Genomic DNA, 15,218 nt, shown 5'->3' with positions numbered 1-15,218 from the left:
CGTCGTCACCTCGCCGCGGGCCGTGCAGACTCGTGGGTCTCGTCAGCCTCCGAGGTCGCGAGGTGCGTGGTGTCGGCGAAGGAGACCAGCTCGAGTGTGCCGTCGGCTCCACGCCGGTAACGCGTCAGCGAACAGTTGCCCAGCGGCTCGTCCCGGTCGAGCGCGAGCAGCCGCTGCTCGTCGAGGCCCTCCAGCACGAGCCGGAAGCTCATGATGACCGCCTGGTGCGTGAAGACCCACACGCGGCGGCCGGCGTGCATGGATGCCAGGTCGACGAGCACGTGGCGCACGCGGAGCGCGACGTCCGTCCAGCTCTCACCGCCCGGCGGCCGGTAGTAGAACTTGCCCAAACGGGCTCGCCGCTCCGCCTCGTCGGGGTATCTCTCTCGGATTCCGGCACCCGTGAGCCCGTCGAACAGGCCGAGATCACGTTCGCGCAGGCGCTCATCGAGTAGCGCCCGCAGCCCCAGCGGCTGGGTCACCAGCCGGGCCGTCTGGGCGGCTCGGGCGTAGGGCGAGCTGAGGACGACGTCCGGGCGCTCGTCGTCGGGTCGGCCGGCGAGCGTCCTGGCGAGCACCTCGGCCTGCTGCTGCCCCTGCTCCGACAATGGGGTGTCCGGATCGCGGGTCTGGAGGTCGAGGCGGCCGACCCCCTTCCGCCGGGCCTCGGCATCGGCCACGTTGCCCACGCTCTCGCCGTGGCGCACGAGCACGAGCTCCTCGACGTGGGCGGGCGACGACTCGCGACTGGGTTCGATCGACACGGGGCCTCCTGTGAACTCGTTCGTACCGACGCAGATACCCACGTTCCGGGTCGCCCGAACGCGCCCCCGAGGCCTAGCAGCAGGCGTCCGCTGTCGCCGCCTCCGTCCGGGTCTCGTTGCTGCCGCAGGCGGGGGCGCCGTCCGAGGCGCTGAAGGTTGGGCTGTCGGCGAGGACGGTGTAGACCTCCCAGCGCTCGCCGTCGGCGGCCCCCTCGACCCAGAACTTGTCCTGCTTCGCGTAGCAGCACGTCGTGCCGCGCTCGTCGAGCGTGGCGAGCCCCCGCTCCGCGAGACGGGTCTGCTCCGTGTCGACCGTGTCGACGTCACCGACCTCGATCCCCAAGTGGTTGAGGCTCCCGCCCCGCCCCTGCTGCTCGATGAGGACGAGCTTGAGCGGCGGCTCGGCGACGGCGAAGTTGGCGTAGCCCGGGCGCACCTTGGCCGGTGCGGTGTCGAACAGGGTGGAGTAGAAGTCGATCGAGGCCTGGAGGTCGTCGACGTTGAGCGCGAGCTGGATGCGGTTCATGATGAGCCCCTTCGAGATATCGATGAATGTCGATGTGTTGATGAGGCGAGGTTGCACCCTCACATCGACGTCTGTCAATATCGACGGGTGTCGAATCCCTCACTGTTGACGCTGACCCCGGTCGAGGCGGTCGCCTGCTGCTCCCCCCTGAGCCGCGAGCCGTTGAGCCAGGACGCTGCCGAGCGCATCGCGCCGATGCTCAAGGCGCTGGCCGACCCCGTACGCCTGAGGCTGCTGTCGCTGGTCGCCTCGCACGAAGGTGGAGAGGCCTGCGTCTGCGACCTCAACGACGCATTCGAGCTCTCGCAGCCGACGATCAGCCACCACCTCAAGGTGCTCCACGAGGCGGGCCTGCTCGAACGGGAGAAGCGGGGCGTCTGGGTCTACTACCGGTCCAGCCCCACCGCCCTGTCGTCCCTGGCGACGCTCATCTCCGACACCGCTTCGTGAGGCTGAGCCAGAAGGCGGCGGCCGAGCTGCTGGGCACCGCCTTCCTCGTGGCGACCGTCATCGGCTCCGGCATCGCGGCGAGCCGCCTCTCCCCCGGCAACGTCGGCCTGCAGCTGCTCGAGAACTCCCTCGCGACCGGCGCCGTCCTCGTCGCGCTGATCATCGCGCTGCACCCGGTGTCGGCCTCGTTCAACCCCGTCGTCACGGTGCTCGAGCGGGTGCTCGGGACGATCTCCACCCGCACGGCCGCCACCCTCGTCGTCGCGCAGGTCGTTGGCGGCCTGGTCGGCGCCGTGGTCGCCAACCTCATGTTCGACCTGCCCGCCGTGGCGTTGTCGCAGCACGTCCGATCCGGATCCGGACTGTGGCTCGGCGAGGTCGTCGCGACCCTCGGCCTCGTGGTCGTCGTGTTCGGCACGCTGCGGGGTGGCGACGCCAGCCGCGTCGCGTACGCCGTGGGTGGCTACATCGCCGCCGCGTACTGGTTCACCAGCTCGACGTCGTTCGCCAACCCGGCCGTCACCGTGGCCAGGACCGTCACCGACACCTTCGCCGGCATCGCGCCGTCAAGCGTCCCCGCGTTCGTCCTCGCCCAGCTGCTCGGCGGCGCACTCGGACTCGGTGCGGTCGCCCTCCTGCATCCCGTACGCCGCATCGCCCCTCCAGCCCGAAAGGCAACGTCGTGAACACCTGGACCCCCGGTGACGACCGGCCCACCGTGCTCTTCGTCTGCGTGCACAACGCAGGCCGGTCCCAGATGGCCGCCGGCTACCTGCAGCACCTCGCGGGCGACCGCGTCCAGGTACTGTCCGCCGGCTCCGCACCGGCCGACCAGGTCAACCACGTCGCGGTGCTGGCCATGGCCGAGGAAGGCATCGACCTCACGGCCGAGACCCCGAAGCTGTTGACCGACGCAGCCGTGCGCGAGGCGGACGTCGTCGTGACGATGGGCTGCGGCGACGCGTGCCCCTTCTACCCCGGAAAGCGTTACGAGGACTGGGTGCTCGACGACCCGGCCGGGCAGGACCTCGAGCACGTCCGATCGATCCGCGACGAGATCCGCGGCCGCATCGAAGCGCTCGTCAGCGAGCTCGTCGGCAACTGACTGGCCCTGACACCGGCCCGCTCAACGAGGGTCTGGCACGTGCGCGCGGCCCTCCACGCTGGTCATGTGGAGGGCCGCGCAGAGCTCCAGCAGGTCAACCGGCGAGGCCCCAGTGGGAGCGGAAACCTGCCTGGTAGTCGGTCGAGCCGTACCCCGGTGCGGCCCACCTCTTCGTCGAGATCGACCAGCCCCGACACCAACCTCATCCTGCGCCTCTGGGACGAGTCACCCACGGGGAAGAGGCAGCTCGTCACCACGGGCTTCCTCAAGGCGTCGCACCGGGAGCTCGACGAGCGCACCACCGAGGGCAACCCGTACCACCCACACACCCGCGCGGTCCCGGTCGAGCCCCCGGCGTCGTGGAGGAGTACGTCGTGCGCCTCTACCCCTTCGCGTCGGCGTTCCTGCCGGCCACCGGCTCGTCGTGCAGCTCTCGAACGACGAACCCCTCGCCGACGAGCACAACGCCCTCCTGCCGCCCGACGCGTTCCACCTGCCGGTGGGCCGCCCCGTGACGCACAAGGTCTACCGCGACGCGGCGCACCCGTCACGGCTGGTCCTCCCGTTCACCACGACCGCGTCGCCGGCTCGCTGAGCCGGCGGTGGCCGAAGCCGCCTAGCGGTCGTCCGGCGGCGGCATGAGGAACGCCCCCGCCGCCGGGCCGGGAGGTACGCCTGCACGCCGGCGTCGAGGATGCGACCCACCGGACCCGTGACGTCGATGCCCAGCTCGGGGTCGTAGATCTCGGTGACGATGACGTGCGCCTGGGGGAACATCAGGTGGAAGCGGCCCAGCAGCTGCGGGCTGACCGGGTGGCTGAGGATGATGTCGGCCGAGTCGGGCGCCCCGGCGAAGTCGACGACGAGGAAGCCGGGTCCCATGGCGTCGCCGAGTCGTCGGCGCGCCTCACGCGAGAGTCGCAACGTCGTCACCACCACCTTGACGCCCTCCGGCATCGGGCGGCCGGGCCGGTGGCCCTCGTCGCGCGGGCCGTGATGGTCGGCCGGGACGGGAGTCGCGTGCACCGTGCCCGTCAGCACCTCCGGCCGGAACGACAGGGTGCCCAGGGTCTCGCCCTCGCGGTCGACCGTGACCTCGCCGCCGACGAGCGACTCGACCAGTGCGCGCAGCTCGGGCGGCAGGCGCGCCAGGTCGATGCGGGTCTGCCCTGACGCGCGAGGCGGCATCGCGTTCCAATCCGGGGGTGGCGTGCTGGTACTCCACCCTGCCACGCGGACGGCCGCGACGACATGCCCGCGCCCCGATGGCGCCGCCTCCCCCTGATGGAGGCGGCGTCACCGGCGGCTGCTCAGACCTGGGACGGATGCGCCGCGAGCGGCGTCACCTCGATGGTCATGTACGGGAAGAGCGGCAGGCCCCAGAGGATCTCGTGCAGGCGGTCGTTGGACGAGACGTCGAAGACGCTGATGTTGGAGTACTGCCCGACGACCCGCCAGATGTGGCGCCACTCTCCCTCCCGCTGCAGCTGCTGGGAGTAGGCCTTCTCACGCGCGAGCGTCTCGTCACGGAGCGTCGGGTCGAGGTCGCGCGGGATGTCGACGTCCATCCGGACAGCGAAGAGCATCAGGCGCGCACGGGGTCAAGAACGAAGCCGTAGTCCACGGCGACCGCACCGTCGCCCTGCGGGCGCGGGTCGAGCACGAGCTCGGGCTTGACCGCCGAGGCGATGTCGTCGTCGTTGTGCTCGTCGCCGGGGAAGTAGAGCTGGGCCGTGAGTTGCTCGTGGCCGGGGGCCGACACCTTGACGTGCATGTGGGCCGGACGCCAGGCGTGCCAGCCGGCCGCCGCGATGAGCTTGCCGCACGCGCCGTCGGTCGGGATCTGGTAGGGCGCGGGCTGGATCGTGCGGATCTCGAAGGCCCCGTCGGGCCCGACCGTGAAGGAACCGCGGAGGTTCCACTCGGGGATGCCGGGGGCGAACTGCGAGTAGAAGCCGTCGTTGTCGGCGTGCCACAGCTCGATCGTCGCCCCGTCGAGCGGGGTGCCGTCGGTGCTCGTGACGGTGCCGGTCCACGTGAGGGCCGTGCCCTCTTCGCCGTCACGGGTCGGGACGGAACCGCGCGCGCCCTGCTCGGGAGCCCCGGGCACGTAGTAGGGACCCTCGATGGTGCCCTTGCTGCCCTCGCGGTGGTCAGTGGCCACCTCCTCGACGACGTGCTCGACCCAGACGTCGAGGAAGAGCGGCCACTCGCCGTCCTGGCCGACCTGGATGAGCCACGCCTTGAGCGCGTTGTACTCGTCGTAGGTCACCTTCTCGCGACGGATGGTCTCGTAGATCGCGTCGAGCACGGAGCGGGCGAGCAGGTCGACCCGCTCGACGGGCGTGTCCTTGACGGCGGCGAACGCGGACTTGTCGGTGGCGAATCGCTCCGTGGCCGCGTTGCCCGATGCTGCGGCGGTCGCGACCTCGACGTTGAGGTGCTGGTCGGTGGTCATGGTCGTTCCTTCTCGTGGTGGGTACTCGGTGGTGTTCTGGACTGGTGTGGCGACGTCCTGACGGGTGGTGTCAGGACGCGTCGACGCGATAGCGCCGAAGCTTGTCCTCGTCGATCTCGACGCCGAGGCCGGAGCCACGACCCACGACGAGCTCGCCGCCGACGATGCGCAGGGGCTCGGTCAGCAGGTCGTCGCTCATGTCGAGGAAGTTGGACAGCTCGCCGGCCTGGGCCGTGGTTCGCCGGTGGGCGGCCCCGAACGCGACGGTGCACGCCGACCCCAGCTGTCCGTCGATCTGGTTGCCCATGACGAGCTCGAGCCCGAGCCCCTCGGCGAGGTGCAGCACGCGCTGCGAGCCGGTGAAGCCGGTGCGGGCCGTCTTGATGGACAGGGCGTTCGCCGATCCGCCGAGAACCTCTCGCGTCACCTCGGCGGGGGTCGTGGCCGACTCGTCGGCGATGAACGGGACGTCGAGCTGGCCGACGAGCCAGCGGCGCCCGACGACGTCGTCGGCGGGGTTGAGCTCCTCGGCGAAGGCGAGGTCGAGGTCGGCCATCTGGCGCATGGCGCGGGCCGACTCGGAGGCGGACCAGCCGCGGTTGCCGTCGACGTAGAGCACGACCTCGGGGCCCATCGCCTCGCGCAGCGCCCGCACGACGTCGACGTCGAGGGACACCGGCCGACGACCCACCTTCACCTTGAACGTGGTGATGCCGTGCTCGTCGCGCATGCGCTGGGCCTCGTCGACCATCGCCGCCGGCTGGTCGAAGCCGAGCATGTGGGAGACGCGCATGCGGTCGGTGTAGCCACCGAGCAGCTCGGTCACCGGGAGCCCAACCGTCCGGCCGAAGGCGTCCCAGACAGCCATGTCGAGGGCCGCCTTGGCGGTCGGGTTGCCGACGGTGCGGTCGAGGTGGGACCACATCCGCTCCCGCTCGGTGAGCGAGAGGCCGACGATCTGGGGCGCGAAGATCGTCTCGATGACGGCAACGATCCCGCGCTGGGTCTCGCCGTAGGTGAACGGGCGCGGCGGTGCCTCTGCCACACCGACGACACCGTCGTCCGTGCGGACACGCACGAGCACGTGCTCGGCGTGGTGCACCTCCCCGCTGGCGAATTTCAGCGGCTTGACGTACGGGATCCGGAACGGGATCGCCTCTACGGCAACGATCTTCACGATGCATCCTTTGCTGGGGATGGTTCGGTGCCGAGCGACACCGCGTCGAAGAAGCCATTTGTGCGCAGGACGTCGAGGGCGCTGGCGACCAGGGGCGATTGGTCGTCCGAACGCCAGGCGAGCGACAGGTCGATGGTGGGTGCACCGTGCACCTCGCGGAAGACGACACCCGCGAGCTGCATGCTGCGCACCGACTCGGGCACGAGCGCGACACCCAGCCCCGCCGCGACGAGCGCGAGGAGGGCCGCGGTGCCCGGGGCGCGGTGGGCCACCACGGGGGCGAAGCCGGCTCGTCGGCAGCCGGCCATGGCTGCCTCGTTGACCGCCGAGCCGGGGTCGGCGTAGAGGACGAACTCGTCGACGGCGACGTCGGACACCTCGAGTCCCGGCTCCGGCACGAGCCGGTGGTCGGCGGGCAGGGCCAGCACGAGCTGCTCGTCGAGGAGGTGACGCGTCTCGATGGCGGGTGCGGCCACCGGGCCGCGCAGCACCCCGAGGTCGAGCCGCCCGTCGAGCAGCCGCTCGACCTGGGCCGGCGTCAGCAGGTCGGCCTGGACGTCGAGCGCGACGTCGGGCAGCTCGGTGCGCAGCAGCCTCGAGAGGCCCGCCAGCTGGGTGAAGGCGCTGGTGCCAGTGAAGCCGACCCGCAACAGCCCACGGCGGCCGTCGGCGATGCCCCGCACGGCAGAGACCGCGGAGTCGAGCTCGTGGAGGATGCGGCGTACCTCCTGGTGAAGGAACTCGCCCGCGGCGGTGAGTCCCACCTGCCGCGTGGTCCTTTCGAGCAGGACGACGCCGAGCTCTGACTCGAGGCGACGCACGGCCTGCGAGAGGGCCGGCTGGGCGATGTGCAAGCGTTCGGCGGCCTGGCCGAAGTGGCACGTCTGTGCCACGACGTCGAAGTAGCGGAGCTGTCGTAGGTCCATGGGTCACCTCCGTCCGGGGATCTCGTTCACGCTAGAGCGGTGGCATCCAGAAACACAAAGACCAATTTCCGCGCTATTGATAACTCTCATTGATCAATCATGCCCCCACCCAGCACTAGGTATTCGCCTCGTGCACCCTCTGGCGGGCCGTGGTGGAGTTCCGGGAACCCCAACGCAAGGACGCCTGGAGGAGTCATGACCGAGACGCTCGATCGGGTCGGCGCGAAGCTGGCCGACGCCGTGGTGGAGGAGCCGGGCACCGGCACCTACCGCGCCAACCGCCGCATCTTCACCGACGAGGAGCTCTTCGAGCTCGAGATGACGCACATCTTCGAGGGCAACTGGATCTACCTGGCCCACGAGAGCCAGGTCGCCTCCCCGGGTGACTACTTCACGACCTACATGGGACGCCAGCCCGTCGTCATCACCCGCGACAAGGACGGCGAGCTGCACCTCCTCGTCAACGCCTGCGCGCACCGCGGGGCGATGATCTGCCGCCGCAAAACCGACAACCGCACGACGCTCACCTGCCCCTTCCACGGCTGGACGTTCCGCAACGACGGGACGCTCCTCAAGGTCAAGGACCCCGACGGCGCCGGATACCCGGAGTCCTTCGGCACCAACGGTTCCCATGACATGACGAAGGTGCCCCGCTTCGACAGCTACCGAGGTTTCCTCTTCGGCAGCCTCAACGCCGACGTCGTTCCCCTGAGCGAGCACCTCGGCGACACGACGACCGTCATCGACATGCTCGTCGACCAGTCACCCGACGGCCTCGAGGTGCTGCGCGGGTCTTCGACCTACACCTACGACGGCAACTGGAAGGTGCAGGCCGAGAACGGCGCCGACGGCTACCACGTCACTGCCACCCACTGGAACTACGCGGCCACGACGTCGCGACGCGACACCGGCGAGTCGGCGAACAGCACCAAGACCCTCGACGCAGGCAGCTGGGGCAAGTCTGGCGGCGGCTACTGGTCCTATCCCAACGGCCACCTGTGCCTCTGGACGTGGGCCGGCAACCCGCAGGACCGCCCGCTCTGGGACCGCCTCGACGAGCTCAAGGAGCGCTTCGGCGACGCCAAGGGCGAGTTCATGGTCAAGGGGTCACGCAACCTCTGCCTCTACCCGAACGTGTACCTGATGGACCAGTTCTCGACGCAGATCCGCCACTTCCGGCCGATCGCGCCCGACCAGACCGAGGTCACGATCTACTGCATCGCCCCCAAGGGCGAGAGCGCCGAGTCGCGGGCCTGGCGCATCCGGCAGTACGAGGACTTCTTCAACGCCTCGGGCATGGCGACTCCCGACGACCTCGAGGAGTTCCGCTCCTGCCAGCTGACCTTCCGCGCGACGGCAGCGCCGTGGAACGACATGAGCCGCGGTGCCGAGCATTGGCTCGACGGCCCCGACGAGGTGGCCCTCTCGCTCGGGATGACCGAGGTCGTCTCGGCCGGTGTCAAGAACGAGGACGAGGGCCTCTACCCCGTCCAGCACACGTACTGGCGCGACACGATGCGCGCCGCGATGGCCAAGGAGCAGGCGCGGGCCGAGCAGGACGCGGCCGCCGAGGCGTCGCGCAAGGAGCACTCATGACCGTCACCGAGCAGCTGGGCACACGCTCTGGAGAAAAGCTCGTCACGCAGAACCACATCGAGCAGTTCCTCTACCGCGAGGCACGCCACCTCGACGACCGCGAGTTCGAGAAGTGGCTCGACTGCTACGCCGACGACTGCGTCTACTGGATGCCGGCCTGGACCGACGACGACGACCTCGTCGAGGACCCGCAGCGCGACATCTCGCTCATCTACTACGCCAACAAGGGCGGTCTCGAGGACCGCGTGTTCCGCATCCGCACCGAGCGCAGCTCGGCGACCTCGCTGCCGGAGCCGCGAACGAGCCACAACATCAGCAACGTCGAGGTCATCGAACGGCGGGGCGACCTCGTCGACGTGCGCTTCAACTGGCACACGATGTACTTCCGCTACAAGACGGTCGACCCGTACTACGGCACCTCGTTCTACACGATCGACTTCTCGGGCGACGCTCCCCTCATCCGCCGCAAGACCGTGGTGCTGAAGAACGACTACATCCACCACGTGGTCGACATCTACCACTTCTGAGCGGGGAACCATGACTGTCAACGACATCGACGTCGCGAAGCACCAGGTGGCCCTGTCCTTCGAGGACGGCGTGACGCGGTTCGTGACGTGCCGCGAGGACCAGACGGTCGCCGACGCCTCGTACCGCCAACGCATCAACATCCCCCTCGACTGCCGCGACGGCGCCTGCGGCACGTGCAAGGCGTTCTGCGAGTCGGGGCAGTACGACGGCGGGACCTACATCGACGACGCCCTCAGCCGGGACGAGGCCGACCGCGGGTTCGTGCTGCCGTGCAGCATGCGGCCCCGATCGGACCTCGTCCTGCAGGTGGCGAGCACCTCGGAGGTGGCCAAGACGAGGGCGACGACGTATGCCGGCACGCTCGCCGGTCTCGAACGCCTCTCGCGCACGACGGTCGAGATCGCCGTCGAGATCGCGAACCGGGGCGAGCTCGCCTTCCTGCCGGGGCAGTACGTCAACATCGCCGTTCCCGGCACCGACGTCAGCCGCTCGTACTCGTTCAGCAACGCACCGCACGAGGAGCGCCTCACCTTCCTCGTGAAGCTGACGCCGGGCGGCGCGATGTCGACCTACCTCGACGAGCGAGCGGCCGTCGGGGACGCGATCAGCTTCACCGGCCCGCACGGGTCGTTCTTCCTGCGCGAGAGCGAGCGGCCGGTGCTGCTGCTCGCCGGCGGCACCGGTCTCGCCCCGGTCCTGTCGATGCTGCGCACCCTGAGCGCGGCCGCGAGCGAGCGGCACGCCCACCTCGTCTACGGCGTCAGCACCGACGATGACCTCGTGGCCCTCGACCAGGTCGAGCGCGCCGCCGAGGGGCTGGCCAACCTGACGTGGGACCACTGCGTCTCCGACCCCGACAGCTCGGCAGCGAACAAGGGCTACGTCACGAGCCTCCTTCGGCCCGAGCACCTCCACGACGGCGACGTCGCCATCTACCTCTGCGGCCCGCCGCCGATGGTCGAGGCCGTGCGCGCCCACGTGACGGATTGCGGCACGGAGCCGACGGGCTTCTACTACGAGAAGTTCGCTCTGGCTGCCGCGTCCGCCAAGGCACAGGCCGAGCCGCCCGAGGCGCTGGAGCGCACGCAGGAGCAGTCGAAAACGCGGGAGCTGCAACGGGATCCAGAAGAGCTGCTGCCAACGCCCGACGCCCGGGGCATCGCCGGACAGGACGTGCTTCCGCCCGCGGACATCAGCCCGTGGACGGGATCCCGTCCGACGCCGGACGACGGCGACTCCGTGCGCCGGATTGCCAAGCAGCTCCTTTTCTCGGCACCGGACGCCACCGACGCCGTGCCTGACACAGCGCCCGACACAGCGCCCGACACGGCGCCCGACACAGCGCCCGACACAGGGCCAGACACAGGGCCGGACGCGACTCCGGACACGGCGTCCGATGGCTACCAGATCGGCGAGGAGCACCCCGACGTGCAGTCCTCGGACGCCGTGTTCGAGGCGCGGCAGGCGCTCGAGCTCGGCGCGCTCGAGCTGACGATCGGACGGCTCAGCTCGCAACAGCTCGCCGGCTACCGGTTGCTCGCCGAGTCGACGCTGCCCTACGTGCAGGGCGACCGCTTCGTCGACGCTCACGCGTACACCGAGGCGAACGCCAGCTTCCACGACTACCTCTTCGCGCAGACCCGCAACGCGCACCTGCTGCAGGCGTACCAGGCGCTGGGCGTCAAGGGTCGGATGGAGGAGGCCCTGCGCAGCGCCACCTGGTGCCACCCGCGCTGCGCCACCGACCACGTCGAGATCGTCGAGGCCTTCGAGGCCGCCGACCGCGAGCGCGCCCGAGCGCTCATCGCGGCGCACGCCGAGCGCTCCAAGCTCACGATGCGGCGCGCCATGGCGGGACCCGCCCGCGCCGGCCGACCCGCACGCATCTCTCCCGGACGCTTCGACGACACCGTCGTCGTCGTCACCGGCGCGGCTCAGGGGATCGGCGCGCAGGTGGCCCGTCGCATCGGAGCCGAGGGCGGGCTGCTCGTCCTCGCGGACCGGTCCGAGCTGGTCGCCGAGGTGGCGGACGAGCTGCGGGCCGACGGGCACGACGCCCTCGCGGTCACCTGCGACCTCGAGACCTGGGGGGGCAGCGAGGAGCTGACACGCCGAGCCGTCGACCGTTTCGGTCGGGTCGACGTGCTCGTCAACAACGTCGGCGGAGCCATCAACTTCAAGCCCTTCACCGAGTTCACCGAGACCGAGATCCGAGCCGAGCTCGAGCGCTCGCTCGTGACGACGCTCTTCACGACACGGGCCGTCCTGCCGTGGATGGTGGCCGCCCAGCGAGGCGTCATCGTCAACGTGTCGTCCGCGGCGACACGCGGGATCCACCGCATCCCGTACTCGGCGTCCAAGGGCGCGATCAACGCCCTGACCGCGTCGCTCGCGATGGAGTACGCCGAGCACGGCATCCGGGTCGTCGGGACGGCTCCCGGAGGCACCGAGGCCCCGCCGCGCCGCATCTCGCGCGGCACCCCACCGGCCCGCAACGAGCAGGAGCGGGCGTGGTTCGACGCCCACATCGAGCAGACGCTCGGGTCCTCCCTCCTGGGCCGCTACGGGACCCTCGACGAGCAGGCCGCGGCGATCACCTTCCTCGCCTCCGACGAGGCGTCGTACATCACCGGGACCGTGCTCCCCGTCGCGGGCGGCGACCTGGGCTGAAGCCGTGGCCCGCCCGAACCCGCCCGAACCCGCTCCAGGAGCGCGCCATGGCGCGGTTTCGGGTCGGTCCGCGCCCCAAAACCGGCCGGAAGTGCGCCATGGCGCGGTTTCGGGTCGGTCCGCGCCCCCGAACCGGCTGGAAGTGCGCCATGGCGCGGTTTCGGGTCGGTCCGCGCCCCAAAACCGGCCGGAAGTGCGCCATGGCGCGGTTTGCGGTCGAGTCGGGGCCTACCGTGGCCGTGTGACTCTCGCCCAGGTCCTGCCGACGCGCCTGCGCGAGCTCGACGCCCTCGTCGACCTCGTCGGCGCACCGTCACCCGCGGAGTCGGCCCTCGTCGTCGTGACCGCTCCGGCGGGCGGAGGCCTCACCACGTTCCTCCGGGCCTTCGTCGACGGGTGCGGAGAGGGCGGTCGGATCCAGACCGTCCGGGTGCAACGGCTCCTCGGGCTCCCCTGGGAGAGAATGCAGCCGGGCGCGGCTCTGGGTGCCCTGCTGCCGCCGGTCGGAACAGGCGGGTCCGGCTTCTCGCCGCTCTCGGCTGCGGAGGACGTGCTGCGTCAGGTCCCTGTCGGGGCCGGAGGCTGGGACCTCCTCGTCGTCCTCGAGGACGCGCACCATGCCGACCCGTCCTCCATTGAGTCGCTCGTCAGCCTCACCCGTCGACGGGGGGCCGCTCGCGTGCTCGTCGTGCTCGGCTGGCGCGAGCTCGACCCGGGGACGCCGGCCCGAGGGGACGGCACGGCATACGCCCTCGGTGACGGGCAGCTGCACGACGTCGTCCTCGCTGCTGCCGACCACGTCGTGCGCCTCGCGCCTCTGAACTTCGACGACGTCCTCCCACTCGCCGAGCGTCGCGGGCTCAATCTCCCTGCGCTGCAAGTTGATCGGCTCCTGCGTCACTGTGGTGGCCGCGTCCGCAACGTCGTCGAGGTGCTCGACACGGTGGCCCCGGGTGACTGGGAAGCGCCCCAGCTCGTGCTCCCGGCTCCGCCGACGGCGGCGCGGTCGATCCGGGCCACCCTCGCGGCCATGAGTGACATCGCACGGCGCCTGGTGCAGGCGGTGGCCGTGCTCGAGCTCGGCGACCGCCAGGCCCACGGCGTGGAGGTGAGCCAGGCCGCCGACGTCGCAGCCGTCGGCTCTTCCACGCTCGCGGTTCGGGAGGCCGTGCGCGGGGGCCTGCTCCGTCAGCTCGACGAGCTGGGCGGCTCCGTGCGCCTCGAAGACCCCATGGCCCGGCGTGCTGTGCTCGACGCGATCGAGCCGGACGAACGGGCAGACCTGCACCTGCGCGCCGCCGACGTAGTGCCGAACCCGGGAGTCTCGCTGCGGCACACGTGGTTCGCTGACCCACGACCGGACGAGGAGCTGGCCTCGCGCCTGGAGGCCGAGGCCACACGCAGGGCGACGGACGGTGCCTGGGCAGCGGCCGCGGACCTGCTCCTCGTGGCGGCACACGCAAGTGCCGACCGCGAGAGGTCCGGGGCGCGCCTCGTCGCAGCTGTCGATGCGCTCGTCGGGGCCGGCGACGTGCCTCGGGCGGCGCGCTTCCTCGCCGAGGTCGAGACCGTGCGCGAGACGCCCCAGCGCAACGCGGCCCTCGGCTACCTCGCGGTCGTGCGGGGCCGACCGGCGGAGGCGGAGCACAAGCTCCGTCGCGCCTGGGACCTCGTCAACGCACGTCGTGACCCCGCGACGGCGGCTGTCGTGGCCCAGCGCCACGTGCTGCACGCCCTCGCGCGGTGCCGCGCCCTCGACGTCGTCGAGTGGGCCGACCGCGCCGTCGCGGTGGCGCCCGGCACGCCCGCTGCCCTGGAGGCGGCGGCGATCCGCGGCCTGGGCCTCGCGGCCGGTGGCGACGTGACCACCGCCGTCGCGGAGTACGAGAGCCTGCTGGGCCGCCTGCCCGAGGGGCTGGTGGCCCAACGCGTCGTGATGGCCTCGGGGTGGCTCCACCTGGCGAACGACGACCCGGACGCTGCCCTCGCGGAGCTCGAGAGCGCCACCGCGAGCGACCACGGCGGCGGGTCGCTGCGCATCTCGCTGTGGGCCAGGGCCTGGCTCGCCCGGGCCCAGTTCGTCACCGGTGACTGGACGGCCGCCGTCGCCACCGCGGCGGCGGGCGCCGACCTGGCCCGTCGCTCCGGCACCCAGCTGCTCGTCCCCCTCCTGGAGTGGACCCGCACGCAGGTGTACGCCCTGCGCGGCGACTGGGCCGCTGCCGAGCACAGCGCCCGCGCCGGCGAGGCGGGTGCGCGCGGCTACGAGGTCATGCGGGTCCCGGCCGCCCTGGGCCGCGCCGCGCTGAGCGAGGCCCGCGCCGACTACGCGGGCGTCGTGCGCGCCCTCACGCCCCTCACCGAGCCGTGGGCGCGTGGCTGGATCGACGCGCCGGGGTTCTGGCCCTGGACGGACGTCCACGCCAACGCCCTCGTGCTGGTCGGGCGGGCCGACGACGCCGATCACTTCCTGCGCGTGCACGAGGACCGGGCCTCGGCCGCAGCCCACGCCTCGGCCTCGGCCCGGCTGGCCTACGCCCGCGGCCGCTGGCACGGCAGCCGGGCAGACCTCGACGCTGCGCGAGCCAGCTTCGAGCGCGCGCTGGCGCTCCTGTCTCCCCTGCCGCTCGCATACGACCGGGCACGCGTCCACTTCGCCTTCGGGCAGACCCTGCGCCGAGCCGGTCGACGTGCCGAGGCCGACGCCGTCCTCGCGACGGCACGGGAGGCGTACCTGGCCTTGGGTGCAGCGACGTACGTGGCCCGCTGCGACCGCGAGCTCGCCGCCGGCGGGGTCCACGTCGTGCGGCAGGATCGCGAGCACGACGAGCTGACGACGCAGGAGGAGGTCGTCGCCTCGCTCGTGGCGAGCGGGCGCACGAACAAGGAGGTGGCCGCCGAGCTGTTCCTGTCGCCCAAAACCGTGCAGTACCACTTGACCCGCATCTACGCGAAGCTCGGAGTCCGGTCGCGCTCTGAGCTGGCCGCGCTGCGGTCGCAGCCCGCGCCGAAGTGAAG

At 71.2% G+C, this 15,218-nt stretch carries 14 protein-coding genes; 7 read left to right on the top strand and 7 right to left on the bottom strand.

Annotation, left to right across the window (positions count from 1 at the left end):
* Nucleotides 1-5 precede the first annotated feature (5 nt).
* Together AC1DE0_RS01090 and AC1DE0_RS01085 are read right to left on the bottom strand one after the other, a co-directional pair.
* On the bottom strand, nt 6-764 hold the full coding sequence (locus tag AC1DE0_RS01090; RefSeq protein WP_478096248.1) for a histidine phosphatase family protein: 759 nt from the start codon (nt 762-764) through the stop codon (nt 6-8).
* Nucleotides 765-837: 73 nt separating this feature from the next.
* Nucleotides 838-1,290, bottom strand: a complete 453-nt coding sequence (locus AC1DE0_RS01085; RefSeq protein ID WP_478096244.1) for an ArsI/CadI family heavy metal resistance metalloenzyme — start codon at nt 1,288-1,290, stop codon at nt 838-840.
* Between the two features lie 87 nt (nt 1,291-1,377).
* Here AC1DE0_RS01085 and AC1DE0_RS01080 point away from each other — a divergent pair, with 87 nt between their 5' ends.
* From AC1DE0_RS01080 to AC1DE0_RS01070, 3 genes are read left to right on the top strand one after another with little or no spacing between them, the layout of a single operon-like run.
* Nucleotides 1,378-1,740: a metalloregulator ArsR/SmtB family transcription factor gene (locus AC1DE0_RS01080; RefSeq protein ID WP_478096240.1), complete on the top strand. Its 363-nt coding sequence runs from the start codon at nt 1,378-1,380 to the stop codon at nt 1,738-1,740.
* Nucleotides 1,737-2,426 carry an aquaporin gene (locus tag AC1DE0_RS01075; protein ID WP_478096238.1) on the top strand — a complete coding sequence of 230 codons (690 nt, stop codon included), beginning with the start codon at nt 1,737-1,739 and terminating at the stop codon, nt 2,424-2,426. Before AC1DE0_RS01080 ends, AC1DE0_RS01075 begins: the two co-directional genes overlap by 4 nt.
* On the top strand, nt 2,423-2,845 hold the full coding sequence (locus tag AC1DE0_RS01070; RefSeq protein WP_478096236.1) for an arsenate reductase ArsC: 423 nt from the start codon (nt 2,423-2,425) through the stop codon (nt 2,843-2,845). The genes AC1DE0_RS01075 and AC1DE0_RS01070 overlap by 4 nt, the downstream gene beginning before the upstream one ends.
* A 525-nt stretch (nt 2,846-3,370) precedes the next feature.
* On the opposite strand, the gene AC1DE0_RS01065 is transcribed toward AC1DE0_RS01070, so the two are convergent.
* The 5 genes from AC1DE0_RS01065 to AC1DE0_RS01045 form a co-directional block, all read right to left on the bottom strand.
* Complete coding sequence (locus AC1DE0_RS01065) at nt 3,371-4,033, bottom strand: hypothetical protein (RefSeq protein WP_478096232.1); 663 nt, start codon at nt 4,031-4,033, stop codon at nt 3,371-3,373.
* Nucleotides 4,034-4,155: 122 nt separating this feature from the next.
* Nucleotides 4,156-4,431, bottom strand: a complete 276-nt coding sequence (gene catC, locus AC1DE0_RS01060; protein ID WP_478096228.1) for a muconolactone Delta-isomerase — start codon at nt 4,429-4,431, stop codon at nt 4,156-4,158.
* Complete coding sequence (gene catA / locus AC1DE0_RS01055) at nt 4,431-5,303, bottom strand: catechol 1,2-dioxygenase (protein ID WP_478096226.1); 873 nt, start codon at nt 5,301-5,303, stop codon at nt 4,431-4,433. Before catA ends, catC begins: the two co-directional genes overlap by 1 nt.
* 70 nt (nt 5,304-5,373) lie before the next feature.
* The gene (locus tag AC1DE0_RS01050) at nt 5,374-6,480 is read right to left on the bottom strand and encodes a mandelate racemase/muconate lactonizing enzyme family protein (protein WP_478096223.1); all 1,107 of its coding nucleotides are present in this window, start codon (nt 6,478-6,480) and stop codon (nt 5,374-5,376) included.
* A complete protein-coding gene (locus tag AC1DE0_RS01045) occupies nt 6,477-7,406 on the bottom strand; it encodes a LysR family transcriptional regulator (protein WP_478096221.1) in 930 nt (309 codons plus the stop codon). Before AC1DE0_RS01045 ends, AC1DE0_RS01050 begins: the two co-directional genes overlap by 4 nt.
* A gap of 195 nt (nt 7,407-7,601) precedes the next feature.
* Here AC1DE0_RS01045 and benA point away from each other — a divergent pair, with 195 nt between their 5' ends.
* The 4 genes from benA (at nt 7,602) to AC1DE0_RS01025 (ending at nt 15,216) form a co-directional block, all read left to right on the top strand.
* Complete coding sequence (gene benA / locus AC1DE0_RS01040) at nt 7,602-9,002, top strand: benzoate 1,2-dioxygenase large subunit (RefSeq protein WP_478096219.1); 1,401 nt, start codon at nt 7,602-7,604, stop codon at nt 9,000-9,002.
* Nucleotides 8,999-9,529 carry a benzoate 1,2-dioxygenase small subunit gene (gene benB / locus AC1DE0_RS01035; protein ID WP_478096217.1) on the top strand — a complete coding sequence of 177 codons (531 nt, stop codon included), beginning with the start codon at nt 8,999-9,001 and terminating at the stop codon, nt 9,527-9,529. Before benA ends, benB begins: the two co-directional genes overlap by 4 nt.
* A 10-nt stretch (nt 9,530-9,539) precedes the next feature.
* Entirely contained in the window at nt 9,540-12,200 is a 2,661-nt protein-coding gene (gene benC, locus AC1DE0_RS01030) for a benzoate 1,2-dioxygenase electron transfer component BenC (protein WP_478096215.1), read from the top strand.
* Between the two features lie 241 nt (nt 12,201-12,441).
* Nucleotides 12,442-15,216 carry a helix-turn-helix transcriptional regulator gene (locus AC1DE0_RS01025; protein ID WP_478096213.1) on the top strand — a complete coding sequence of 925 codons (2,775 nt, stop codon included), beginning with the start codon at nt 12,442-12,444 and terminating at the stop codon, nt 15,214-15,216.
* Nucleotides 15,217-15,218: the final 2 nt, after the last annotated feature.

This window comes from Terrabacter sp. 05T424 (assembly GCF_056396225.1).
The sequence above is the reverse complement of the archived record's forward strand: the minus strand, read 5'-3'. Positions and strand labels throughout refer to the sequence as shown.

What these genes read in the sequence shown, in the direction of transcription:
- benC (WP_478096215.1), top strand. Translation starts at nt 9,540, where the DNA reads ATGACTGTCAACGACATCGACGTCGCGAAGCACCAGGTGGCCCTGTCC.
- AC1DE0_RS01065 (WP_478096232.1), bottom strand. Translation starts at nt 4,033, where the DNA reads ATGCCGCCTCGCGCGTCAGGGCAGACCCGCATCGACCTGGCGCGCCTG.
- benA (WP_478096219.1), top strand. Translation starts at nt 7,602, where the DNA reads ATGACCGAGACGCTCGATCGGGTCGGCGCGAAGCTGGCCGACGCCGTG.
- catC (WP_478096228.1), bottom strand. Translation starts at nt 4,431, where the DNA reads ATGCTCTTCGCTGTCCGGATGGACGTCGACATCCCGCGCGACCTCGAC.
- catA (WP_478096226.1), bottom strand. Translation starts at nt 5,303, where the DNA reads ATGACCACCGACCAGCACCTCAACGTCGAGGTCGCGACCGCCGCAGCA.
- AC1DE0_RS01045 (WP_478096221.1), bottom strand. Translation starts at nt 7,406, where the DNA reads ATGGACCTACGACAGCTCCGCTACTTCGACGTCGTGGCACAGACGTGC.
- benB (WP_478096217.1), top strand. Translation starts at nt 8,999, where the DNA reads ATGACCGTCACCGAGCAGCTGGGCACACGCTCTGGAGAAAAGCTCGTC.
- AC1DE0_RS01085 (WP_478096244.1), bottom strand. Translation starts at nt 1,290, where the DNA reads ATGAACCGCATCCAGCTCGCGCTCAACGTCGACGACCTCCAGGCCTCG.